General features: G+C 44.5%; 22 protein-coding genes. 12 read left to right on the top strand and 10 right to left on the bottom strand.

What is annotated here, in order from left to right:
- The first annotated feature begins 13 nt into the window (after positions 1–13).
- From phnX to EXT48_RS14545, 6 genes are all read left to right on the top strand, one after another.
- Positions 14–823, top strand: a complete 810-nt coding sequence (phnX, locus tag EXT48_RS14520; protein ID WP_130126939.1) for a phosphonoacetaldehyde hydrolase — start codon at positions 14–16, stop codon at positions 821–823.
- Positions 823–2241 (top strand): FAD-dependent oxidoreductase, encoded by a 1419-nt coding sequence (locus EXT48_RS14525; protein WP_130164882.1) that lies wholly within the window; start codon positions 823–825, stop codon positions 2239–2241. The genes phnX and EXT48_RS14525 overlap by 1 nt, the downstream gene beginning before the upstream one ends.
- On the top strand, positions 2238–2786 hold the full coding sequence (locus tag EXT48_RS14530) for an HD domain-containing protein (protein WP_130164883.1): 549 nt from the start codon (positions 2238–2240) through the stop codon (positions 2784–2786). The genes EXT48_RS14525 and EXT48_RS14530 overlap by 4 nt, the downstream gene beginning before the upstream one ends.
- An 81-nt stretch (positions 2787–2867) precedes the next feature.
- Entirely contained in the window at positions 2868–3560 is a 693-nt protein-coding gene (locus tag EXT48_RS14535) for a UTRA domain-containing protein (protein WP_088531664.1), read from the top strand.
- 255 nt (positions 3561–3815) lie between these two features.
- Positions 3816–4181, top strand: a complete 366-nt coding sequence (locus tag EXT48_RS14540) for a hypothetical protein (RefSeq protein ID WP_130164884.1) — start codon at positions 3816–3818, stop codon at positions 4179–4181.
- Positions 4182–4338: 157 nt separating this feature from the next.
- Positions 4339–5028, top strand: coding sequence for a hypothetical protein (locus tag EXT48_RS14545; protein ID WP_130164885.1), 690 nt, complete (start codon positions 4339–4341; stop codon positions 5026–5028).
- 151 nt (positions 5029–5179) lie between these two features.
- Here EXT48_RS14545 and phnW read toward each other — a convergent pair whose 3' ends face one another.
- From phnW to EXT48_RS14560, 3 genes are all read right to left on the bottom strand, one after another.
- Complete coding sequence (gene phnW, locus EXT48_RS14550) at positions 5180–6286, bottom strand: 2-aminoethylphosphonate--pyruvate transaminase (RefSeq protein WP_130164886.1); 1107 nt, start codon at positions 6284–6286, stop codon at positions 5180–5182.
- A 212-nt stretch (positions 6287–6498) separates the two neighbouring features.
- Positions 6499–7512, bottom strand: coding sequence for a UDP-glucose 4-epimerase GalE (galE, locus tag EXT48_RS14555; protein ID WP_130126951.1), 1014 nt, complete (start codon positions 7510–7512; stop codon positions 6499–6501).
- Positions 7513–7572: 60 nt separating this feature from the next.
- Positions 7573–8457, bottom strand: coding sequence for a hypothetical protein (locus tag EXT48_RS14560; protein ID WP_130164887.1), 885 nt, complete (start codon positions 8455–8457; stop codon positions 7573–7575).
- Positions 8458–8592: 135 nt separating this feature from the next.
- Here EXT48_RS14560 and EXT48_RS14565 point away from each other — a divergent pair, with 135 nt between their 5' ends.
- The 3 genes from EXT48_RS14565 to yjjG all read left to right on the top strand — a co-directional run bounded on the left by EXT48_RS14565 (position 8593) and on the right by yjjG (position 10800).
- Positions 8593–9492, top strand: coding sequence for a phosphoribulokinase (locus EXT48_RS14565; protein WP_010368692.1), 900 nt, complete (start codon positions 8593–8595; stop codon positions 9490–9492).
- 97 nt (positions 9493–9589) lie between these two features.
- The gene (gene yjjX, locus EXT48_RS14570; protein ID WP_010368694.1) at positions 9590–10123 is read left to right on the top strand and encodes an inosine/xanthosine triphosphatase; all 534 of its coding nucleotides are present in this window, start codon (positions 9590–9592) and stop codon (positions 10121–10123) included.
- The gene (yjjG, locus tag EXT48_RS14575) at positions 10123–10800 is read left to right on the top strand and encodes a pyrimidine 5'-nucleotidase (protein WP_130164888.1); all 678 of its coding nucleotides are present in this window, start codon (positions 10123–10125) and stop codon (positions 10798–10800) included. The genes yjjX and yjjG overlap by 1 nt, the downstream gene beginning before the upstream one ends.
- 250 nt (positions 10801–11050) lie before the next feature.
- Here the strand turns inward: yjjG and rlmB are convergent, their stop codons facing one another.
- From rlmB to EXT48_RS14600, 5 genes are all read right to left on the bottom strand, one after another.
- Entirely contained in the window at positions 11051–11791 is a 741-nt protein-coding gene (gene rlmB / locus EXT48_RS14580; RefSeq protein ID WP_010368698.1) for a 23S rRNA (guanosine(2251)-2'-O)-methyltransferase RlmB, read from the bottom strand.
- A 22-nt stretch (positions 11792–11813) separates the two neighbouring features.
- Positions 11814–14303, bottom strand: coding sequence for a ribonuclease R (rnr, locus tag EXT48_RS14585; protein WP_130164889.1), 2490 nt, complete (start codon positions 14301–14303; stop codon positions 11814–11816).
- Positions 14304–14382: 79 nt separating this feature from the next.
- Positions 14383–16569, bottom strand: coding sequence for an ATP-binding protein (locus tag EXT48_RS14590; RefSeq protein WP_130164890.1), 2187 nt, complete (start codon positions 16567–16569; stop codon positions 14383–14385).
- A gap of 106 nt (positions 16570–16675) precedes the next feature.
- The gene (locus tag EXT48_RS14595; RefSeq protein ID WP_010605828.1) at positions 16676–17278 is read right to left on the bottom strand and encodes a DNA-binding response regulator; all 603 of its coding nucleotides are present in this window, start codon (positions 17276–17278) and stop codon (positions 16676–16678) included.
- On the bottom strand, positions 17275–18246 hold the full coding sequence (locus EXT48_RS14600; protein ID WP_240703390.1) for a sensor histidine kinase: 972 nt from the start codon (positions 18244–18246) through the stop codon (positions 17275–17277). The genes EXT48_RS14595 and EXT48_RS14600 overlap by 4 nt, the downstream gene beginning before the upstream one ends.
- A gap of 255 nt (positions 18247–18501) precedes the next feature.
- On the opposite strand from EXT48_RS14600, the gene EXT48_RS14605 reads away from it, so the two are divergent.
- The 3 genes from EXT48_RS14605 to EXT48_RS14615 all read left to right on the top strand — a co-directional run bounded on the left by EXT48_RS14605 (position 18502) and on the right by EXT48_RS14615 (position 21392).
- Entirely contained in the window at positions 18502–19365 is an 864-nt protein-coding gene (locus EXT48_RS14605; protein WP_045987952.1) for a DMT family transporter, read from the top strand.
- Positions 19362–20084: a glycerophosphodiester phosphodiesterase family protein gene (locus EXT48_RS14610; protein WP_017217196.1), complete on the top strand. Its 723-nt coding sequence runs from the start codon at positions 19362–19364 to the stop codon at positions 20082–20084. The genes EXT48_RS14605 and EXT48_RS14610 overlap by 4 nt, the downstream gene beginning before the upstream one ends.
- Before the next feature lie 93 nt (positions 20085–20177).
- Positions 20178–21392, top strand: a complete 1215-nt coding sequence (locus EXT48_RS14615; RefSeq protein ID WP_130164892.1) for a methyl-accepting chemotaxis protein — start codon at positions 20178–20180, stop codon at positions 21390–21392.
- Here the strand turns inward: EXT48_RS14615 and epmA are convergent.
- Both epmA and efp read right to left on the bottom strand, forming a co-directional pair.
- Positions 21389–22363, bottom strand: a complete 975-nt coding sequence (epmA, locus tag EXT48_RS14620) for an elongation factor P--(R)-beta-lysine ligase (RefSeq protein ID WP_099029005.1) — start codon at positions 22361–22363, stop codon at positions 21389–21391. The genes EXT48_RS14615 and epmA overlap by 4 nt on opposite strands.
- A 67-nt stretch (positions 22364–22430) precedes the next feature.
- Positions 22431–22997 carry an elongation factor P gene (gene efp / locus EXT48_RS14625; RefSeq protein ID WP_017217199.1) on the bottom strand — a complete coding sequence of 189 codons (567 nt, stop codon included), beginning with the start codon at positions 22995–22997 and terminating at the stop codon, positions 22431–22433.
- Positions 22998–23028: the final 31 nt, after the last annotated feature.

Below are 23028 nucleotides of genomic sequence, written 5' to 3' on the forward strand. Positions count from 1 at the left end.
GAGTCTTTGCAACATGAAACACATTGAAGCGTTAATTTTGGATTGGGCAGGTACTGTGGTCGACTATGGTTCGATTGCCCCTACCAGTATTTTTGTTGAAGCATTTAAGCAAGCGTATCAATTTGATATTTCCTTAGCTGAAGCGCGCGGTCCGATGGGAATGGGTAAATGGGATCACATTAATACCTTGCTACAAATGGAGAGTGTCCGCACCCGCTGGATAACGCAATTTGGTCAGGCACCGAGTACGGCAGATGTTGACCATATTTATCAAACCTTTATGCCGCTCCAACAAGCAAAAGTCGCCGACCGAGCTGCCCCCATTCCGGGCGTGCTTGCGGTGATCAAACGATTACAACAACAAGGCGTTAAGATTGGCACTTGTTCTGGGTATCCCAAGCCTGTGATGGACGTACTAGTGCCTGCCGCTGCCGACTATGGTTATCAGCCAGATTGTGTGGTTGCCAGTGATGAATGTGCAGCAGGCTCTCGCCCAGGTCCCTGGATGGCGTTAGAAAACGTGCAAAGACTTGGGATTAATCGCGTATCAGGATGCGTAAAAGTCGATGATTCCGCGCCGGGAATAAGCGAAGGGTTAAACGCTGGTATGTGGACCGTAGGACTTGCGTTAACGGGTAATGCGGTGGGGCTTAGCGAAGAAGAATGGACGGCGCTTGGTCACGAAGAGCAAAGTGCACATTCCCTTAATGCTTATCAGCAGCTTGGAGAAGCCGGTGCGCATTATGTGATTGATTCACTAGCCGACATCGAAATGGTCTTGGTGGATATTTCTGCTCGTATCGCCCGTGGAGAGCGCCCGTAATGCGTTTTCAGCCTTTTTGGTTTGATGAAGCAATCACTCAAGCCGATATTGAAGCCGCAGCCAGCGCGCCGCCTCATGGCGCGTTAGATACCCAAGTTTGTATCATAGGTGGCGGCTTTACTGGCCTTTGGACAGCCATAACGCTGAAAAAGCAAAAACCTGAGCTGAATATCGCCATCATTGAAAAAGACCTCTGCGGGCAAGGTGCTTCAGGTCGAAATGGCGGAGCTATGCTGACATGGTCAACTAAGTTTGCCAGCTTAATTAAAGAGTTTGGCTTAGAACAAGCCTGCTTTTTAGTGCGCCAGTCGGAGCAAGCTGTTCATGATATTAAAGCCTTTACCAGTAAACACGAGATTGAATGTGATTGCCGCGTTGATGGTACTTACTATACGGCTTCAAATCTCAGCCAGCGTAATGCCTTTGGCCCCATTACCGCCCTACTTGAGCAACACCAGCTTAATGCGTGGCAAACACTGGATAAAGTGCAGTTACAAGCAACCGGCTCTAATGCCAACCTTGCTGGAATTTACTCCCCCCACGGGGGTAGCGTTCAACCCGCTAAGCTTGTGCGTGGACTGATGAAGGTGGCAAAAACCCTTGGGGTTAAGGTATTTGAACACACCCGCTACCTAAAGCACCAAGGCCAAGACACGCTAACCATTACCACAGACAAAGGCGAGATCAGAGCCAATCAGCTGGTATTTGCGGTTAACGCTTGGCTGCCAAGCTTATTGCCGCAGTTTTCTCGCAGCGTAGTGTTGGTTTCGAGCGATATGGCGATCACCACACCAGCACCTGAAAAGCTTGCAGCAATGAGGCTGAACCACGGTGCGCCAGTGATTGATGCACGCATTTTTGTGAATTACTACCGTACCACCTCAAGCGGTCGATTAATGCTTGGCAAAGGCGGGAATTATTTTAGTTTCAATAACCAAGTGAGAGACACCTTTCACCGTGCTAGCCGTTATCAAGCGATTCTTGAACGCTCATTTAGCCATTTTTTTGCCCCCCACCAGCTCGAGATAGAAAGAACCTGGACCGGCCCCTCAGACCGAAGTGTCTCTGGCATGCCTTTCTTTGGTCATTTAAATGGTCAAGCTAATGTGTTTTATGGCAGTGGCTACTCGGGCAACGGCGTGGTGCAATCCTATTTAGGTGGACAAATCTTAGCGAGTCTACTGCTTAATCAACATAACGACTGGCGTCATTGCGCCTTGGTCAACCAAACGCTTAAACAGTTTCCCGTCGAGCCATTTCGCACCGCGGGGGCCTTCATGGTGAGAAATGCCATTCGCCGTAAAGAAAGCGCTGAGGATAACAACACGCCACCGCATAAACTCGATGTTTGGCTAAGCAAGCTTAGTGGCAGCGCAGCAAAATTAGACTCGAACGTAAAGCAGGAATATATAAAGTGAATGCCATTACACAAATAAAACAGCTATTCGAGCAATATGGTCACGCGACCTATGACGAGGCATGTAGCCAAATTTACCATGCCGAGCAATGCGCCACCCTCGCGAAAGAAAGTGGTTATGATCAAGCGACCCAAATCGCTGCATTTTTACATGATATTGGCCATTTTGTTGCTCAGTCTCAGCATAACCCCGACTTTACCCCACAAGGGTATAGCAATCATGGCGATTTAGGGGCAGATCATTTAACCCAACTTGGTTTTGACCCCGCGGTGACAATACTGGTGCGCAAACACGTAGATGCGAAACGCTATCTGGTGAGTGTGGATGAAAAGTATTACCAAGCACTCTCTCCTGCCAGTCAATTAACACTAACAAGACAAGGCGGAAAGATGAGCAACGAAGAACTTGCAGCATTCTCCAAGCTGCCTGAATTGGACGCTATTATCGCGCTGCGTCGTTTTGATGATTTAGGAAAAGATCCGAGTTTTAGCGTTTTGCCGAGTAGCTATTGGTTTAGCCAAATAGAAGCCTATTTGGCGAGTTAGGCCAATCTGAGTTTACAAGTCATATTTATCCTGTCATAAAACGATAGTAAGCTTGTCACAAAAGGTTTTATCGACTCAATTATGCTGCTTTATCAACGTATTCGAAACCATATCCAAGCGCTGCTAGCCGCTGGCAGCATGACGCCCGGTGCCAAGTTGCCTTCAGAACGTGCGCTGCAAGAAACATTTAGCTCAACACGGATCACCGTCCGTGAAGCCCTTGCACGACTAGAAGCCGAAGGACTTATCTTTAGCCAAAAGCGTCGCGGCTGGTTTGTCACGCCAGAAAAGCTCAAATGGCATCCAGCTAAAAAAGTGAACTTTAACCACCTAGCCATTGAACAAGGCTTTACACCAACAACTCAAGTAGTCGCAATTAATGCCCCATCCACAGAGCCTGAGTTTAGCCACTCTCATTTTAACGGCCAGCCGGTGTATGAATTAACCCGAGTACGCGCGTTAGATGGTCGCGCAATAATGATGGAACAGATCTATTGTGCAGCCGAACGTTTTGCCGACTTACACAACCAACCGCTGGATGGTTCTATCACAGAAGTAATGTCGACTCACTACCAAGTTGATGTCAGCTTTGAGCAGTGCGTGATAAGCGTCACCGTACTACCCGATGACGTTGCCGACAAATTAGAAAAGAACAGCGGCGCACCTTGCTTAAAAGTACTGCGCGCCCGCTATGACGCCGAACAAGCATTGGTGGATTACAATATTGAATATTGGCTCCATGACGCCATAGAGATGATTGTTGAAGGCGTGTAACCCCCGTCCCCGTAGGTCGTGCTTTAGCACGACAACCTTTCCGCATATACCGTCGCATAGTGCAACATAATCATCATATTAAATATCAGCTTCATGAAGCTATAGCGATGATTGTTGAAAGCATGTAACCCTTATACACGTAGGTCGTGCTTTAGCACGACAACCTTTCCTATAACCTGCGGTTGTCCTATTCTAGAAATAGCGCTAAGTTTAAATTCGGTACTCCCACATTTGACAACTGCAAGGAACATCAAGATGGCTAATTTTAATGAGCGACTTAAAAGCCTAGATCTAAGCCGAATAACACATAGACTCAAAACCGCAACAGGTATGACAGGAGCAGATTGTTTACAAGCAGAAGTACTGTACAGGCAATTTCTTGTGTTAAAGTCAAAATATCCAGATATGCCTATCACACCGCCGCAACTAGCAGATGAGGTATGGCATGAGCATATCACCGATACACTCGCGTATCACAATGACTGTGAAAACCTCTTTGGCGCATTTTTACACCATATCCCAGACGAAGATAATCAAGAAACATGGCAAAAGGCTGTATATTTATATCAGTTAGAGTTTGGTGTTGATATTAGTGGGCTACAAGCAGGGGTATGCAGATAATACTCCAGACTTGCTACAACGGGCTTTCACTACCCAAACTATACCAACAATATCTTTTACTTTGATACTTTCTCAATGACTATTTTGTCTACTTACTCTAGCTTGTAATTACATTTAGTTTAATTGAAAGTTTATAGCGATTCTGAACAGGTAAATTATGTCTGACATTAATTTAAGAAAACTTCAGCAACGAATTGCATTCGTAATGAGTGCATTAATGGTCAACATTGTTTTTGCCTCATCAGAAACTCCGATCAAGAGTGCTCAGTATCTTTCGCAAGAAATACCCAAAATAATCAAAGCGGAACCTCCTGAAAATTTATCTAAGTTAATAAAAAGTTCGGCAATGATTTTGGTCCATTGCTACAACGAAAATAATAAAGAAGTTAAAACGAATATGAGATATCTGATTCAAGATGAGCTATATGGTGTTGCGCATGCATTTAAAGGGGTTTTTCGTAAGTACATATTGAGCTCTATCAAACAACCAGCACTAGAGCATGCTGATATCAGTGACCGATTCATAGATCTAGCTAAATCTAAAGGAGAAGTTTACAGTCAGATATTTAATGATGCTAAAGTTTATTTAGAAAATAAAGAGAGAGCTAAAATAATGCAAAACCTAAGAGCATCCATTAGTAGCATGAAAAAACTCCCTGACGATCCTGAGCTTCGTGAGAAGTATTCTATTGAAAACTATGATAAGTCTGAACCTATGTTTTGCGCATATGCCGATATGATACTAGGCATGTATGGTTACAACGAAGTAGACGGAGTATCAGTTGTATCTTTTAGAAGCTCTAAGCTTATGATGGATAACGCAAGAATGGCAGCTGCCAAAAATTAAAAAACTCCCGAAGCCAAATAAGCTCTATTTCAGAGCTTATTTTTGTTTAAGTATGGTATTTTATTCTTTCTGCGTCGATTTTGTATGGCAAAACCGACGCACGATCAGTGCTTCACCCATCGCCGCGTAAAGCGCCTCCTACCCTAACGGTTTACCAGTATTTTGCTTGTGTGATAGCTTCTAGTAGTCCGCTAATATCTGCGGCATACACTTCGCCAATATTACCGATCCTAAAGCAATCTGCGTTTGATACTTTACCAGGGTAAATTACATATCCTTTTTGCTTTAATGCTTCATAAAAGCGCTTAAACTCATAGCTTTCGTCAATTGGTGAATAAAAAGAAGTGATAATAGGTGAATGCATGGCTTCTGGTAACAAGGCTTCAAAACCTAGGGCTTTCATGCCGCTAACGAGCTGTTTTTGATTTTCACTGTAACGCTTAAATCGCGCAGAAGCGCCTCCCTCTTGCGCCAATTCTTCCAGTGCCTTGGCAAATGCTCTGACAACATGCGTTGGCGAGGTAAAACGCCATTTACCATGGTGATTTTCCATGGTTTTCCACTGGGCGTGAAGATCCAGCGAGAGTGAACGTGCTTGTCCTTCAGAGGCAACCAGCAGCGCCGTTTTCGCAATCACAAAGCCAAAACCTGGAACACCTTGAATACACTTATTTGCTGAGCTAATGAGGATATCAATTTGCCACTCATGCATATCCATCTCAATGCCGCCAAAACTGCTCATAGCATCAAGGAGCATTACTTTATTGTGATGTTTCGCAAGCTCCGCTACGCGCTTAGCCGGATTCAGCATCCCCGTTGTGGTTTCGCAGTGTACCATTGCTACGTGGGTGATCTCAGGGTGTTGCTCAAGCGCTTGTGAGATCTGCTCTAGTTGCGGCAATTCGGTCTCAACAAAGTTGAGCGCTATCACATTAATATTTAGATAATTGGCTATCTCAATAATACGCGCACCATAAGCACCGTTATTGATAACCAGTAAAGTGCTAGACTTAGGAATAAAAGTCCCAATAGCCGCCTCTACACTTGCTGTACCACTGCCCTGCATTAAGGTTGCACTGTAGTCACTGCGATACTGTGGATCTGCAACCGCAATTTCACAAAGCTGCTTGCGAATAACTTGCACTACACCTTGGTTATATTCATCATCCCAAGTGCACCAGTCTTTCAACATGGCTTCTTTCACGCTGTGAGAGGTACTGAGTGGGCCTGGCGTCAGGAGTAAATAATCGTTGTTCATAACTTGCCTCTAAACTGGTCTATACCAGATTATTTAACCGAGTTTAGGTGACAACGGCATGACAGTTTTATGAAACTAAGATTGATTTAGTAATGATGCTCAATGAAACCTTGCCTTTACCCTAAATGGCAAAGGCTAAGAGAGGCAACAGAGGCTCTGGTTGCTATCCCGAGTTTAGGTTATTTAACCTGAACTCAGGATAAGAATTTAGGTTATTTATAACCATTTGGATTATTGCTTTGCCAGCGCCATGTATCTTGCATCATGGCATCCAGACCACGCTCTGCATGCCAGCCTAATTCAGATTTGGCTTTTTCAGGCGCAGCGTAACAGGCGGCAATGTCGCCATCGCGACGTGGTTTAATGTCATAGGGTATAGCTTTGCCCGCTGCCTTTTCAAACGCGGTAACCATCTCTAGTACCGAGTAACCATTGCCGGTACCTAAGTTATAGATATGTGTGCCTGTTGCTACTGCGATTTTCTCAAGCGCTTTTAAATGGCCAATAGCAAGGTCAACCACGTGAATGTAATCTCTCACGCCTGTGCCGTCTTTGGTGTCATAGTCGTCGCCAAAGACGCCTAAACTCGCCAGTTTACCAACAGCAACCTGTGAGATGTAGGGCAGTAAGTTATTGGGAATACCATTTGGGTCTTCACCAATTAGCCCCGACTCGTGTGCACCAACCGGATTAAAGTAACGCAAAATAGCAAAGGCCCAACGCGGGTCTGATTTAGCGACATCCTGTAGTAGCATTTCAACCATCAGCTTTGACGTACCATAAGGATTGGTTGTGCCACCAACAGGGAAATCTTCACGAATAGGAAGGCTGGCAGGATCTCCATATACCGTCGCTGACGAGCTAAAAACTAGCTTAAATACATTGGCGTCACGCATTGCATCAAGGAGCGTCAACGTGCCTTGGACGTTGTTTTGATAATACTCGATTGGCTTTTGAACCGACTCTCCAACGGCTTTTAAACCGGCAAAGTGGATCACTTCTTCAATATCATATTGCGCGAATACACTATCAAGAAATGCCTTATCAAGAATATCACCTTGATGAAATGCGGCTTCCTTTCCTACTATCTCAGCGACTCTATGTAATGAAGTCTGCTGAGAATTGCTTAGATTATCTACGACCACTACCTTTTTGCCTTGTTGTAGCAGCTCTAATACAGTGTGAGAGCCAATATAGCCTGCACCACCTGTTACGAGAATCGTCATACCTATTCCTATGGTTGTTGTCTATGCATTGCGTTTAACATGCAATTTAATATATCGCTATCAGTCTTCGCTGTGGCATACAAATGCCAGCTTGTTATCAAAAAAGCTCAAGCGAGAGATCGAAGTCTGACAGTAACTTCTTAAGTTTCTTAATAAGTGGACTTTTTTAGGCGCATTTAAATCCCGGTAATAAATCTTGTTATCCAATGAGTACGCCACTTTATTATCATCCAACCAGGTATAATCTTGCACTTGACTGGGAAGAGCAAAAAATCGCTGAATATGATCGCTCTCTCTGTGGTAGGTTGCGAACCACATCAAGCCATTGACTTGATAAGTAAAAGCAAACACGTCACGCGCACGGTTGTAAGACAAAGTTCGGCCAATATCTTCGGCAAGAATTTGTGGTAAATGACCGTTAATATCTGTGTACTGTAAGGTATGCGGAGCACTTTCAGTCGCACCTAAAATAAACATAATCAGATCTTGGTTGCTCCCCCAAGCATGATATCCAACAGGTTCAATATGCTCAAAAACACGACTTGGTTTTGTAGCCTGATCAAACGGATAAAACCACAATTTTTGCTTACCGGAGCCCTCAACCACAATCGTCGTTAACCCTTCCCCATTCGGGTGCAGTGTGGGTGAATATTCGGAGACAGGAGATTGCGTGAGGTTGGTTGTGTTTTGGCTTTGAAAGTCATAAAAAAACAAGTCCGTTTGACTATTGCCATCAGCGCTTACTTCCGCGGTATAGTAAACCCCAGAATCAGTCACTAGCGGTTGATTAAAATATGCGGTGTTTTCGGTAATTGGTTTAGCACTGAAATGTTCACCTAATTCAGCTAGCCAAATTTGGCTCTTGGGCATGGCTGAATAAGCCGGTAAACAGGACGCGAAAGCGAATAGACAAACGGCGAGCTTCACACGCATTGAAATGGACATGGACGTTCCTTTGATTTTTCATTGTAGTTATATCACCCCGCTATGATACCCAACACTTGCCCTCAAGCAAAGCTTGCCAAAAACTTTGCTTCGCGTAACATCGAATTAACGGATGATGAAAGCTAAGGCAGATTTATGTCAGACAAACACCCTATTATCGCCATTACTGGTAGTTCAGGCGCAGGCACTACAACAACGACAAGCGCGATAAAACACATATTCCGCAGTCTTAATACCAAAGCTGCCTATGTCGAAGGCGATAGCTTTCATCGCTATACTCGCCCTGAAATGGATAAATTGCGTCGCGAAGCGCTGCAAGAAGGTAAGCACATTAGCTACTTTGGTGAAGAAGCTAATGACTTCGGCGCATTAGAAAGTCTGTTCAAAAGCTATGGCGAAACCGGCAATGGCAAAGTCCGTCGCTACCTTCACACGTTTGACGATGCCGTACCATTTAATCAGCTACCGGGCACTTTTACTCCTTATCAAGAACTAGAACAAAACACCGATATGCTGTTTTATGAGGGACTGCACGGCGGTGTCGTGACCCCCGAATATGATGTGGCCAGCAACGTTGATTTATTGATTGGCATGGTGCCTATCATCAACCTTGAATGGATCCAAAAGCTCATTCGCGATACCAATGAGCGCGGCCACTCCAAAGAAGCGGTCATGACGTCAATTGTGCGCTCAATGGATGACTACATTAATCACATTACCCCGCAGTTTTCTCGCACGCATATTAACTTTCAACGCGTGCCCACCGTGGATACTTCTAACCCATTTAGTGCTAAAGACATACCATCATTAGACGAAAGCTTTGTGGTTATTCGCTTTCGTGGCATCGAAGATGTTAACTTCCCTTACTACTTACAAATGATCGAAGGCAGCTTTATGTCTCGTGTAAACACGTTAGTTGTACCGGGCGGGAAAATGGGGCTGGCAATGGAGTTAGTACTGACTCCACTTATCAAAGAATTATTAGTAAAGAAACGCGCCCTTGAGAATATGGCGCCAGTCGATTTACCGATTTAACCCAGCTTATGTTTTGATTAGGAATAATAGCTTCCTTGCATCGCTCCATATCACACTTTACACTGACGCCTTTTAGGGCATCACGAGTAGTTGTTATATGGACGTGCTTACCATTTTAGTGGGGTCTAAAAACCCAGTAAAAATCAATGCTGCAAAAACCATCTTTGCGCAGTACTTTCCCAATGCAAAAATTGACTGTCAGGGTATCTCAGCGCCGAGTCTCGTTGCGGATCAGCCTTTAGGTGAACAAGCCACCCGCGAAGGCGCAGAGAATCGTGTTACTTACTTACAGCAACATCATCAAGCCGATTTTTATTGTGCCATGGAAGGAGGCGCTGCCAAATTTGAATACGGTGCAGCTACTTTCGCTTATGTCGTCATTGCGGATAACCGTCGTACGAGTGTCGGCCGTAGTTGTAATTTGCCGCTACCGGCATCGGTCTACACGCGTCTTGAACAAGGTGAAGAACTAGGACATGTAATGGATGACCTCTTCAATACCACTAATATCAAGCAACAAGGCGGTGCTATCGGTTTATTAACCAACCATCTTGCCACCAGAGAGAGTAGCTACACGCAAGCCTTATTGCTCGCAATGGCGCCCTTTAATCACCCAGAGATGTATTTATAATGCCGAACTACACACATATTTTATTTGATGCGGATGAAACCTTATTTAGCTTTAATGCCAAACTTGGATTACAAACGCTGTTTACTCAATATGACGTTGTGTTCACTGACGAGGACTTCGAAGAATATAACAGCTTAAATGCGCCACTTTGGGTGCAGTATCAAAATGGTGAGATTGACGCAAAAACACTTCAGGTAACGCGCTTTAGTCGCTGGGCTGAAAAACTCGATATCGCGCCTGAAGTACTCAATGCGGGATTCTTGGCAGCGATGGCAGAAATTTGCCAACCGTTACCGGGAGCTAAAGCCTTGCTCGACAGCCTGAAAGGCCAATGTACTTTGGCTATTATTACCAACGGATTTGCCGCGCTTCAGCAAAAAAGATTGGAACATACCGGCCTTGTAGATCGTTTTTCTGAAGTGGTGATCTCTGAGTTGGTAGGTAAAGCCAAGCCAGATCCGAGTATTTTTGCGCATACGTTAGCGCTGTTGGGGAACCCCGACAAATCCAAGGTATTAATGGTTGGCGACACACCAGCGAGTGATATTTTAGGCGCAAACCGCTTTGGGATTGATAGCTGTTGGTTAAAGCATGATGGCAAAGTCTGCCCCGACCATATCAAGCCAACCTATACCGTAGAGTCTCTTAAAGAGTTACAAGCGATTTTAATGGGGTAATACCCTGTATAATTGTGTGGGAGTAGGCTGACCTGTCAGGTTTTAAAAGCTCGCCGAGTAAATCGGCTCCTACCAAAGGTAGCGCTGTGTGGGGCATGCTGACTTTGCGGGTTTTAAAAGCTCGCCGAATAAATCGGCTCCTGCCACAGACAGAATCGTGTAGGAGCAAGTTTACCTTGCGAGCTATTAAAGCTCTTAAAGCTCTTTAAGCCGTTGAAGATGCGCCGCAAAGCCGGCACTTATCAAGTGATTAAAGTGCTGAGCGCTGCCTTAACACTTCAAATAAACACACACCGGTCGCAACCGATACATTTAAACTAGACACGCTACCTACCATCGGGATCTTAACCAGCTCATCGCAATGCTCTCGAGTTAAACGGCGCATGCCATCGCCTTCGGCGCCCATTACAATGGCCATAGGCCCAGTCAGGTTTGCATCAAAAACAGCTGTATCGGTTTCACCTGCCGTACCCACAACCCACACACCGGCTTCTTTAATATCACGCAATGTGCGAGCAAGATTGGTTACTTGGATAAGCGGAACCGTTTCTGCAGCACCACACGCTACTTTTCTTGCAGTGCCGTTTAGCTTTGCAGACTTATCCTTTGGTACGATAACACCATGTACACCTGCTGCATCAGCACTACGTAAACATGCACCTAAGTTATGAGGATCCGTTACCCCATCAAGTACCAAGAAAAATGGTGTGGTTTCTCTTTGAATGATCTCATCAAGATCTTTTTCATTGTATGCGCGCGCCGCTTTAACATTGGCAATAATGCCCTGATGTTGCTCACCATTCGCTTTGTTATCAAGCGCTTTGCGCTGCATAAACTGCACTGAAATACCAAACTTACGGGCATCGTTTACGACTTGATTTAAACGCTGATCTTCACGTCCCTTTAGTGCATAAATTTCTAAAAAGCGCTCCGGCGCGTTATTCAAAATGGCTTCGATTGAATGAAAGCCAAAAATTAATTCGTTACTCACGTTAAAGCTCCCGCTTTATAATCTATTGCGCTTTTTTGCTACGATTTCTTTCGTTCTTACCTGGGCGTTTTGCTTTGCCCTTTGCCGCTTTGGCTTTTTTACTCGTCGATTTTTTCTTCGACTTCAGCGTGCCTGCCTTTTTCGCCTGTTTGAGCTCACCCTTAGGGGTCGTTCTTTTGCGCTTTTTGGCTTTGTCATCGCCTTTATTATCTTTATCGCGACCAGACGTTTCACCGTCACGGCGCTTAGCTCCCGGGATTTTACCCGTTTTTAGCTGCTCACGAACACTACTTGCAGTGCTTTTTGGAGATTTTCGACGCCTTGCATACCTGTCTTGCTGACCTTCTTCAGCTAAAGCTAAGTTGATGCGACGATCGTCCAAGCTAACTGAAGCAACCACAACAGTAAGTTTATCGCCGAGTCTAAACACCGTGCGACTATGCTCACCAATCAGACATTGCTTTGCACCATCAAAGTGGAAATACTCATGCCCTAAATTGCTCACATGGATCATTCCGTCAATCTGCAGGTCGTCTAACCTCACAAATAATCCAAAGTTGGTGACTGATGAGATCACACCGGTAAATTCATCGCCAACGTGATCTTGCATAAATTCACATTTAAGCCAATCAGCAACTTCACGAGTGGCGTCATCAGCGCGGCGCTCTGTCATCGAGCACTGCTCACCCAGTTGTTTTACTTCATCTTCGTTATAGATGTAAGCGCCACTCACGGGTTGTTGTTGCTGCTGTAAAATGCCTTTGATTGCGCGGTGTACCACCAGATCCGGATAACGGCGAATAGGTGAGGTAAAGTGTGCATAGGCTTTTAATGCTAAACCAAAGTGGCCAATATTTTCTGGCTGATATACCGCTTGCTTCATTGAGCGCAGTAACATGGTTTGGATCAATTCTTTTTCAGGGCGATCACCCAATGACTCAAGCGCTTGGGTCAACTCCTCTGGCGACGGATCGTTAGGTAATTGGCTTTCAATACCCAAGTCTTGCAAGAATTGCCTAAATTGGCTCAATCTTTCAGGATCTGGCTCATCATGAACACGGTACAAGCTATGGGCTTCGTGTTTTTCCAACAGCTTTGCTGCTGACACGTTCGCCAAGATCATGCACTCTTCAATCAGCTTGTGGGCGTCGTTACGAACCACAGGCACGATAGAATCAATCTTCCGGTGAGCATTAAATACAAAGCGCGTTTCTAGGGTTTCAAATTCAATCGCGCCACGCTCCTGCCTTGCAGCCTTCAGCGTCATATACATGTTATGGAGCTCAGTTAGATGAGGCACAAGAGGCTGATAATCCGCTCTAAGCTTTTCGTCACCTTGTAAAATCGCATGGACTTTGGTGTAAGTAAGACGAGCGTGAGAGTTCATCACGGCTTCGTAAAAACGGTAGCCAGACAAACGACCCGCTTCGGACACGGTCATTTCCGCAACCATACATAAACGGTCTACCTTTGGATTTAATGAACATAAGCCGTTGGAGAGTACCTTAGGTAACATTGGCACAACTTGCTCAGGAAAATACACTGAGTTACCACGCTCAATCGCTTCTTTGTCAAGCGCAGTGCCTTTACCTACATAATGAGATACATCCGCAATAGCAACCCATAAACGCCAACCACCTGACTTTTTACGCTCGCAATATACGGCATCATCAAAGTCACGGGCATCTTCACCATCTATGGTCACTAACGGTAAATCGCGCAGGTCGACACGGCCTTGTTTGGCAGACTCTTCTACAAACTCACCAAGATTTGCAACTTGTGCTTCTACTTCACTTGGCCACTCATGAGGAATGTCATGATTACGAAGTGCCACCTCAATTTCCATACCCGGTGCCATATGATCGCCGAGCACCTCAAGTACTTTACCCATTGCATTCATTTGTTTGCTAGGGCTTTGAGTGATCTCTACCTGCACCATTTGATTATGGCGAGCACCATTTTCTTGGCCTGGTACGATGATGATATCTTGAGTAATACGCGGGTCTTCTGGCACCACGACTGCCATGCCAAACTCAACAAAATAACGACCGACGACTGGTGCACGCTCTTTTTCAAGTACCCGCACAATGCGCGCTTCCACCTTACCACCTGAGCCTCGGCTGCCAGCCTTCGCTAACACCCAATCGCCATGCAGCACGCGCTCCATTTGATACTTAGTGATAAACCAATCTTTGGGTTCGCCTTCGACTTCTAAAAAGCCAAAGCCGTCACGGTGTCCAACAACGCGGCCTTTAACTAGACCATCATCACTTGGAATGGTGTAACACTTAAATTTATTGAAGTGCAGTTGACCGTCTCGCTCCATTGCGCGCAAGCGGCGTTTAAGCGCAATTTGACGTTCTTCGTCTTGCACTTTTAAATCGTTACACAATTGAGAGAAAGAAGGTGGTTTGGCCGCGCTTTTAATGTGTTCTAAGATAAATTCGCGACTAGGTACTGGATTGTCGTATTTTTGCTGTTCTCTATCGAGATAGGGATCCTGTTTTGGCATTACTGTCTTGTTAAATAAGCTATGCTGTTATTTTAACCCAAAATAGCCTAATGACCTAGGCCAAGATCGATGAATCTTTTTATGCAGATAGATTAACCACTGAATTTGATACCGACTCCAGTGTTGCAATTTGGGCATGAAGTTCTAATAAACGCTCAACTGAGCGTCTAGCAACCATAGCAAGACAGTCCCAATCAACTTGCTCTTCCGAGTAACTTAGCTGCACAGTTGCTGCTTGCACAAGCTCGGCAAAATTCACCATGCCAAGCTCCAGCGCTTCATTTTCAATGTAGGCAAGTTTATCAACGGCTAAGTCAGTTACATTCAACTCTGTGAGCCCTTTAATTTGCGCAATTTCGTACTCAAATCGATCGGCTAAATACATCAATTTCGTCGCCAGCACACCTGAACTTTCACGGTTTGCGAGATCCATAAATCTTGATTGATCAATCAAAGTCTTACATTCCAAGCGAGACGTTGTTTTTACAGTCGCACATTCCAGTGCCGCATATAAACGGCTTGGCATGATAGGCTTAGTTAAACAGTCCTGCATGCCAGCTCGGAGGCATCGCCTTTTTAATTCAGGATCGCCATCACCCGTTAACGCTATCACCTTAACGCTGGAGGTGAAGCCAATTTCGTTGAAGCCCTCTTTAAACCACTCAAGACCATTACCATCAGGCAGTCGCATGTCTAACAGAATAATATCGAAATTGTGTTCTAATAGCGCGACCTCAGCTTGAGCAAGGCACTTAGCAATAGAGAACTCACTCACCATATCGTTTAAATAGGTGCTGATCACATCAATATTCATGGGGTTATCTTCAACAACAAGCACATTGAGTGCTAGCTTCTCTGTATTAAATTCCGTGCTCTGTAACGGTGAATCACTACACTGGCAATCTAACTCAAAGCTAAACACAGTGCCATTGCCAAGCTTGCTGTCGACGTTAAGCTCAGAGTCTAGCCCTTGCAGCAGTTGCTTGCATAACGCCAACCCAAATCCTGAACTTTGCGAGATGGATTGTTCAGTATTTAATGTGACAAAGGGCTCGAAGATCTTTTCCATTTGTACTTCAGTCAGCCCTTTGCCCGTATCCTTAATTGCAAAACGGATAGTTTGCTTATCCTCAGCGCGATTTGTGCCTTCCAGGATCAGCGTAATAATGCCTTTATCTGTGTACTTAATCGCGTTCGAAAGCAGATTTCTAAGTACCAAGGACAATGTATCTTGCTCGACAACATGAACGTCCTGTGGATACAGGCCTTTAACCTCCACCCTCAAACTCAACCCTTTAGCCAATGCCAGCGGCTGTAAGAGGCGAACTAACTCTTGCGAAAGACTATAAAGCGACACTGGCACGCGATTTTGCGCCGCATATTCCCCTTTCGCTTGCAATAATACTTGATTGGCTAAGTCTGACATCGACATCGCGGCGTGGACGATAACATCGCATAATTGAGCATGGCGATTGGGCTCACGCGGCACTTTTTTAAGTGATTCTGCATGACCAACAATGGCGTTTAGTGGTGTTCTCAGTTCATGACTTAATAACGTTAAAAACTGTCCTTTTACTTGCGCTGACTGCTCAGCAGCAGTTTTTAACAGGCAGAGTTCTTTTTCACGACGGCTGCTACATAACAGGCATAAAGAAAAACACAACAGCAGCGGCATCGTGCTCACCGAAATGGCAAAAAACTGATTAACCCAATTTGCCGAGACAAGGCTATCTGTCACTGAATAGCCGCCAAGCATGACCACTCTAAAAGTAAACACGGCTAGTAAGCTCAAGCACGATAGGCCAAACGCCCAATGTGCTGCACTAAATTCCTTCGATAATAACTTTTGTCCTTTATTCAAAGCCCGTAGGCAATAAATCATCGCCATCGCCCAGACTAAGTAGTTGATTCCGACGCGAGCGATAAAATTAAAATCCACGTACAAAAAGTAAGTAAAACTGGGAATACCCAATGCGGCTAATACATACCAAGGCATGTAATTGCTTTCCACACTAAAAAACGCATCAACACCACGAGCCAGATAAAAAAGCCCAAATGCGATAGTGAGATTGGGGATAAAAATTGAGAACGTAATGGGAAGTGTATAGGCGGCCAACAAGCCACATCCAATTGCGGTAAGCGCAATGAAAATAAGCCAATCTCGAGTGCCTGGTAGGCCTTTATTAATAAACCAGTTTACGGCCATAAAAACTGTACAGACCACAGTCGTTATTGCGGTAACTTGAATAAGTAATTTAGGATCCATTATTGCACTCAAAATTAATACATTATTATTACTTAGCGAATGGTGCAGTATATTACCGCACAGCATGATTTTGAAGTATTAACTGGATATATGCTATTACACCTAGTTACAGCCACCCTTTTTGCTTAGCAATTCTTGCTGCATCTACTCGGTTTGTCGCATGTAATTTTGCGATAGCGTCAGATAAATAATTCCTCACAGTTCCCTCACTCAAAAATAGCTGTCCTGCGATTTCAGCGGTTTTTAACCCTTCACTCGCCAAACGTAACGCTTTGCGTTCCTTATCGGTAAGTGGATCAGCATCTTCCAAAGCGTACAAAGCAAGCTCTGGGTCAATAACCTTATATCCATTCATGACCTTTTTCAGCGTTGATAGCAAGTACTCACTTGGGGCTTCTTTTAATACAAAACCATTTACCCCTAAAGTGATCGCGCGGCGAATATAACCCGCCTTAGAAAAGGTCGTCATGATAACCACTTTTGTGTCTGGCATTTTTTGTTGTAAGTGCTGAGCAAGTTCAAGACCAGTGACTTGTGGCATTTCAATATCCGTTAGCACGATATCAGGCGTTAACTTTGCTAACTTTTCCTTTGCAACTTGACCATTTTCAGCTTCGCCAACCACTTCTATCTCTCTATCTAAGCTCAATAATGCCGCGATAGCCCCTCTTACTAATGCTTGATCTTCAACAATAAAAACTTTGATCATCCTGCTTCCCCTAGTACCGCCTTAAAGTATCCGCCCTGTTCGGTATGATAAAATAATTGGCCACCACATTCTTTCAATCTGGTACGGATCCCCATTAAACCATTTCCTTCTTTTATGGACTTTATAGAACCATTATCTTTAATTTCTACAAAGACATTATTGTCAGTTTGCCGCAGCGTGAAGCAAACCTTATCAGCATCGCTGTGACGAATAATGTTGGTGCATATTTCTTTAGCAAAAAAGCACAAACAGGCTTCGCTTACTTTATCTAAAGTGACCGCCTGCAATTCTAGCGTTACGGCAATGCCCTTATCTTTTAGCCTTGAAGCCAAAATGTGCAGCTGAGCATCAAGCGCTAGCTGATGATAGCCGGTGACGGCTTGGCGCACTTCGCTTAGTGCTTCTCTCGCTAAGTCTGCAACCTGCTGCGCTTCTGATTGCGCTTGCTCTAATGCATTTGCAGCAGCAAATTTACTCGCCAACTCCGCTTTTAATGCTATCGAGCTAAGTGAATGGCCTAGTAAATCATGTAGGTCGCGCGCAATACGCTCTCGTTCAGCCACGGCGCCTAATCGCTTAATCTCCTCTTCACTTTGCCTCTGCAACTCTTTGTGTACTCGCTCTCGGTGTGACATCCAACCAAAAATAAAGAGTCCACATGCCACACACAGTGCAGGCATCAAGAAATAAACCGTTTGCTGGGTCGCGATAAATTTAGCCGTTAGCAATACCAACGCTATGATGACCAGCATCGCAATGATTTTATAGCGAGGCAAAAAATTAAAACCGCAGAAAAAAGCAATAAAGCCAAATAATGAACTTGTCCCGGTCGTCACCCAACTACCTGCGACACAAAGCCCTGCCATCAGCACTAAATTCATCACCAACGCATTGCCCGTTTTTGTAATACTCTGCCAATAGAGCACGACAAAACTAAGGTACACAACAACTTGCAACGAAATATTCACTACACTCAATTGCGCCCAGTTAAATATCAATGGGAAAAAATAAAAGGTTGAAAATATAAGGGGTCCGGCATTCCAAAATGAGCGCCGTTTCTCAACTAGGGTAAATTCTGTGGTTATGGACACAAGCTTCTCTGATTCACTCTTTTTATTATTATTTACGTTTAAGCGCAGAATGTTGAGTGACAAGTGTCAACAATCTTGTCATCTCAAAGCGATTAAATGATAGACTGCTAAAAAACAGTTCTAATATTCAATATGCGCCCACAACAATCCGCTTTGCTCTCGCTTCATAGTGCCGTTTTATTATTTGGTGGAACAGCATTATTTTCAAAATTAATTTCACTCTCAGCACTGGATATCACCGTTTACCGTACCGCCGTTGCTTTCGTTGTGCTATTGCTGTTACTCAAAATACAACGGCAGCCGATAAAATTAATACACAAAAAAGATTATCTAACAGCTTTAGTTCTTGGTGTCATCGTGGGACTTCATTGGGTGACTTACTTTGCAGGCATGCAAATGGCAGGAATTGCAGTTGGGATCATTGCCTTTTTCACTTACCCCGTGATCACCGTTTTTTTAGAGCCACTTTTCACTCGCAGCCGTGTACAGCTAAAAGATTTTATCAGTGCGAGCGCGGTGTTATTTGGTATCTATCTGTTAGTACCAGAAGCGAATCTTGGCAACCAAGTTACCTTGGGGATTATTACGGGCGTATTCTCGGGCGCACTCTTTGCGCTACGCAACTTGCTCCAAAAGCGCTTCTTTTCTCACTATAGCGGCCCACACACAATGCTTTATCAAACGCTTGTTGCATGTCTCATGCTGTTAGCATTTGTGGAGGTGCCAATTCAGCAAGTATCCACAGAAAATCTCTGGTTAATCTTGCTTGCAGGAGCAATATTTACGGCAATTCCACACGCCTTATTTGCCTCTAGCCTACGTTATTTATCTGCCACCACTGCAGGGTTAATTTCTTGTTTACAACCATTGTATGGAACGCTATTAGCTTATATTCTGTTACACGAGACGTTGACACTTACAACATTACTTGGCGGGTTGTTGGTAGTTAGTGCAGCCTGTTTTGAAACTTGGTCTATTACAAGGAAAAAAGCATGATTCAAGTCTTAGCGCACCGTGGAGCCAGTGGCAGCTATCCAGAAAATACACTTGCTGCAATAGAAGCGGCTCTCCATATTGGCGTTGATGGTATTGAGTTGGATGTGCAAAGTTGCGCGGATGATTACGCCATTATCCACGACACTTGGCTAGACAGAACCACCAACGGCGTGGGTAGAGTTAATGAACAAACTCAAGCCTACCTTGCCACGCTTGATGCCGGTAAAGGGCAATCAATTCCCACGTTGCAGCAAGTGTTCGCCACGATAGGCAAACAGACAGATATCAATTTAGAACTAAAGCATACCTTTGGCCTAGATAAATTCGTTACCTATATTGAAGAACATATCCAGCAAGGCGTGATCACCAGAGAGCAGCTACTCATCTCCTCTTTTGACCATCATCAACTATTGTGGCTAAAGCAGAAATTACCTTGGGTAAGAATTGGCGCGTTAACGGCTTCTATTCCAATTCATTATGCGCAATTTGCCGAATCGCTCCATGCCTACAGCATTCATATGGACAAAAACTTTATTAATCATGAATATGTGTTGGACGCAAAATCTCGCGGATTAAAGGTATTTGCTTATACGGTCGATAAACAACAAGACATAGATATGATGCTAGATTTCGGGGTGGATGGTATTTTCACTAACTTTCCATGCCAAACCAAAATGTATTTACAGGGCATTGGCGCCTACGCCACCCCAATTGAGTAACTGCTTGATCGCTTTAGCATTGTTATTCCATTTAGCTCATCTATACTGAGACAAATAAAGTGGCACAATGATGAGCCCAATATGAGTTTATATATGCGCATTTATAATTTTGTAGAACAGACGTTTTTCTATACCCTTTCTCGTAAAATTGTTGGCAATTTAGGCTTTTTACTCCTATTTCAGGTTATTAGCTTGGTCTGGCTGTATTCTGAACTTGCTCACTCCGGTGCGAGTATGGGACTGTTTTGGCTTATCACTATTGTGATCCTTGCCGCGTTTGCGTTTACCGTCTTCTATATGCGCTTTTTAATCGTACGACCTGTACAAGCGATGAAAGAGTCATTGGAGCGTGTTAATCGCCAAAACGGTAACTTAGATGCGAAACTGCCACAATTCACTTATGACGAATTTAGAGATTTAAGCGAGCAGTACAACACCTTTACCACCCACCTTAGTCTCTTATTGGAAAAAACATACGAAAGTGCCGCTGCGGCGACACAAAGCAACCGCGATATCACCAGCTCCATGCAAAGTACCGCAAAGTATGGGCAGCAGCAGCTGAGCCAAGGTGACACGATTATTGCCGCTTCCGATCAGGTCAGCCACAGTTTACAAAGTATTGTACACAATACCGATCAGGTTTATCAGGCCAATACCGAAAGCTTGCACTTTGTTCGCGGTTCATCACAGTCGCTAACTAAGCTTGTCGTTGAAGTAAAACAAATCACCACGCTACTAGGTAACTTTTCATCGACGGTTTCAGGCCTGAAAGAAAATAGTGAGAATATTCGCAACATTCTAAAAATGGTTGAAGAGTTTTCCGACCAAACTAACTTGCTTGCGCTCAATGCGGCAATTGAAGCAGCTCGAGCAGGTGAAGCCGGGCGTGGCTTTGCAGTGGTTGCCGATGAAGTTCGTGCGCTGTCGGTCAAGGTCAATGCGGCCACCCGCCAGATCAGCGATTTTATCAATCAAATGAACGTGCTGGTCGGTGAAACCAATCAAGAATCAGAACAATTGATTTCTCATTCAAGCTCAGCAGAGAAAGCCATCAGTGATACCTCTCAAGGCTTTATTTCGATGAGTGATGACTTTGAACGCAATCAAGCGCAATTAGAAGAAATCGTTAGTGCGGTACACCAACTTGAAGAAACACAAAAACATACCCACCAAGCAGTGCAACAAATTGTCGAACTGGGTCAGCAGTCTAAATCACAAATTGATGGTGCGTTAGCCGAATGCCAAAGTGCCCAAAAGCTCACAGAAACCACTCAAAAAGAACTTACTCGCTTTGTTTCGCGGCGCTAAGCCCGCGAAACATCAAATGTGAGCACTTCGCTGATACTCGCTTTGTTTAGCGCCAGCATGACTAGCCTATCTATTCCCAGTGCAACACCAGCACAATCGGGGATCCCCGCGTCAAGTGCAGCCAATAACCGCTCATCAGCCGGCACTGGATGCAATCCCATCTCAGCTCTGAGTTGATTATCTTGCTCAAAACGCGCTCTTTGCTCTACCGCATCCGTCAATTCGTTAAATCCGTTGGCCAGTTCCATGTTGCGATAATAGAGCTCAAAACGCCCTGCAACGCGATTGTCTTTCGGGTTAAGTTTTGCCAGTGCCGCTTGCGATGCAGGAAAGTGATAAACAAAACAAGGTTGCTGCTGACCGATTTTAGGCTCAATTTCCATGCAAAATAGCAATTGCAGTAGAGTATCTGGATTATTCTCGATAGCTGCAATATCACCATAACCATATTTATTGGCGTGCGCTTTCAATTCCGTCAGCGACACGCTTAAAGGGTCAAATCCAAGATGGGTCTCAAAGGCTTGCTGGTAAGTCATCGAATCACTAGCTGGACAGTCCAATAACATCTGCATCAACTCATCGATTTCCGCCATTAAGTCAAATTCGTCAAAGCCCGGACGATACCACTCTAACATCGTAAATTCTGGATTGTGATGACGCCCTGACTCTTCGTTACGAAAAGCCTTACATAATTGAAAAATCGCACCACTGCCTGCGGCAAGTAGTCTTTTCATCGCATACTCGGGTGACGTTTGTAAAAATAAAGGCAAACCTTGGCTGTGATTTGGGCCAACAAATCGAGTATGGAAAGTATCTAAGTGAGGGTCGGTCACTGAGGCTTGAGAAAGGCTCGGCGTGTCGACTTCCATCACATCACGAGCAGCAAAAAAGTGCCGTATCTTCGCTAAAATTGCAGCCCTTTGCCTAAGCGTCTCTATCGTTGCACTTGGCTGCCAATTGTTCACCGTCATTGTTTACTCCAAAAAAATCCCAGCAACATGCTGGGATTTATAAAACATCGTAAATTGCTTTACGCTATTATTTTACGCGGCTTACGTATTCGCCACTACGCGTATCAACTTTGATCACTTCACCAATTTGAACGAACAAAGGAACACGAACAACAGCACCTGTGCTCAGCGTTGCAGGCTTACCACCAGTACCCGCAGTGTCGCCTTTCAGGCCTGGATCTGTTTCAGTGATCTCAAGCTCAACAAAGTTAGGTGGTGTTACTGCGATTGGGTTACCATTCCACAGTGTGATAGTACAAACGTCATTTTCAACCAACCATTTTACGCTATCGCCAAGTGCTTTTTCATCAGCTGCGATCTGCTCAAATGTTTCGTTGTTCATGAAATGCCAGAACTCACCATCAGTGTATAAATACGCTAGATCAGTATCCATTACGTCTGCGCCTTCCACTGAGTCGCCAGACTTAAATGTTTTCTCTAGTACTTTACCTGAGATAAGCTTACGGATTTTAACGCGGTTAAACGCTTGTCCTTTACCAGGCTTGACCATTTCATTTTCTAAGATAGAACAAGGCTCGCCGTCCATCATAATTTTTAGGCCGCCCTTGAACTCGTTGGTGCTATAATTCGCCATCGTATCCTCTAATCTACGTATATTCGAGTAA

The organism is Pseudoalteromonas sp. CO348 (assembly GCF_004208845.1).
GTDB classification, from domain to species: Bacteria; Pseudomonadota; Gammaproteobacteria; order Enterobacterales; family Alteromonadaceae; genus Pseudoalteromonas; species Pseudoalteromonas maricaloris.

What these genes read in the sequence shown, in the direction of transcription:
- phnW (WP_130164886.1), bottom strand. Translation starts at nt 6,286, where the DNA reads ATGAACAACGATTATTTACTCCTGACGCCAGGCCCACTCAGTACCTCT.
- efp (WP_017217199.1), bottom strand. Translation starts at nt 22,997, where the DNA reads ATGGCGAATTATAGCACCAACGAGTTCAAGGGCGGCCTAAAAATTATG.
- EXT48_RS14545 (WP_130164885.1), top strand. Translation starts at nt 4,339, where the DNA reads ATGTCTGACATTAATTTAAGAAAACTTCAGCAACGAATTGCATTCGTA.
- yjjX (WP_010368694.1), top strand. Translation starts at nt 9,590, where the DNA reads ATGGACGTGCTTACCATTTTAGTGGGGTCTAAAAACCCAGTAAAAATC.
- yjjG (WP_130164888.1), top strand. Translation starts at nt 10,123, where the DNA reads ATGCCGAACTACACACATATTTTATTTGATGCGGATGAAACCTTATTT.
- EXT48_RS14560 (WP_130164887.1), bottom strand. Translation starts at nt 8,457, where the DNA reads ATGTCCATTTCAATGCGTGTGAAGCTCGCCGTTTGTCTATTCGCTTTC.
- EXT48_RS14610 (WP_017217196.1), top strand. Translation starts at nt 19,362, where the DNA reads ATGATTCAAGTCTTAGCGCACCGTGGAGCCAGTGGCAGCTATCCAGAA.
- phnX (WP_130126939.1), top strand. Translation starts at nt 14, where the DNA reads ATGAAACACATTGAAGCGTTAATTTTGGATTGGGCAGGTACTGTGGTC.
- EXT48_RS14525 (WP_130164882.1), top strand. Translation starts at nt 823, where the DNA reads ATGCGTTTTCAGCCTTTTTGGTTTGATGAAGCAATCACTCAAGCCGAT.
- EXT48_RS14595 (WP_010605828.1), bottom strand. Translation starts at nt 17,278, where the DNA reads ATGATCAAAGTTTTTATTGTTGAAGATCAAGCATTAGTAAGAGGGGCT.
- galE (WP_130126951.1), bottom strand. Translation starts at nt 7,512, where the DNA reads ATGACGATTCTCGTAACAGGTGGTGCAGGCTATATTGGCTCTCACACT.
- EXT48_RS14540 (WP_130164884.1), top strand. Translation starts at nt 3,816, where the DNA reads ATGGCTAATTTTAATGAGCGACTTAAAAGCCTAGATCTAAGCCGAATA.
- EXT48_RS14605 (WP_045987952.1), top strand. Translation starts at nt 18,502, where the DNA reads ATGCGCCCACAACAATCCGCTTTGCTCTCGCTTCATAGTGCCGTTTTA.
- EXT48_RS14535 (WP_088531664.1), top strand. Translation starts at nt 2,868, where the DNA reads ATGCTGCTTTATCAACGTATTCGAAACCATATCCAAGCGCTGCTAGCC.
- EXT48_RS14615 (WP_130164892.1), top strand. Translation starts at nt 20,178, where the DNA reads ATGCGCATTTATAATTTTGTAGAACAGACGTTTTTCTATACCCTTTCT.
- EXT48_RS14590 (WP_130164890.1), bottom strand. Translation starts at nt 16,569, where the DNA reads ATGGATCCTAAATTACTTATTCAAGTTACCGCAATAACGACTGTGGTC.
- rnr (WP_130164889.1), bottom strand. Translation starts at nt 14,303, where the DNA reads ATGCCAAAACAGGATCCCTATCTCGATAGAGAACAGCAAAAATACGAC.
- epmA (WP_099029005.1), bottom strand. Translation starts at nt 22,363, where the DNA reads ATGACGGTGAACAATTGGCAGCCAAGTGCAACGATAGAGACGCTTAGG.
- EXT48_RS14565 (WP_010368692.1), top strand. Translation starts at nt 8,593, where the DNA reads ATGTCAGACAAACACCCTATTATCGCCATTACTGGTAGTTCAGGCGCA.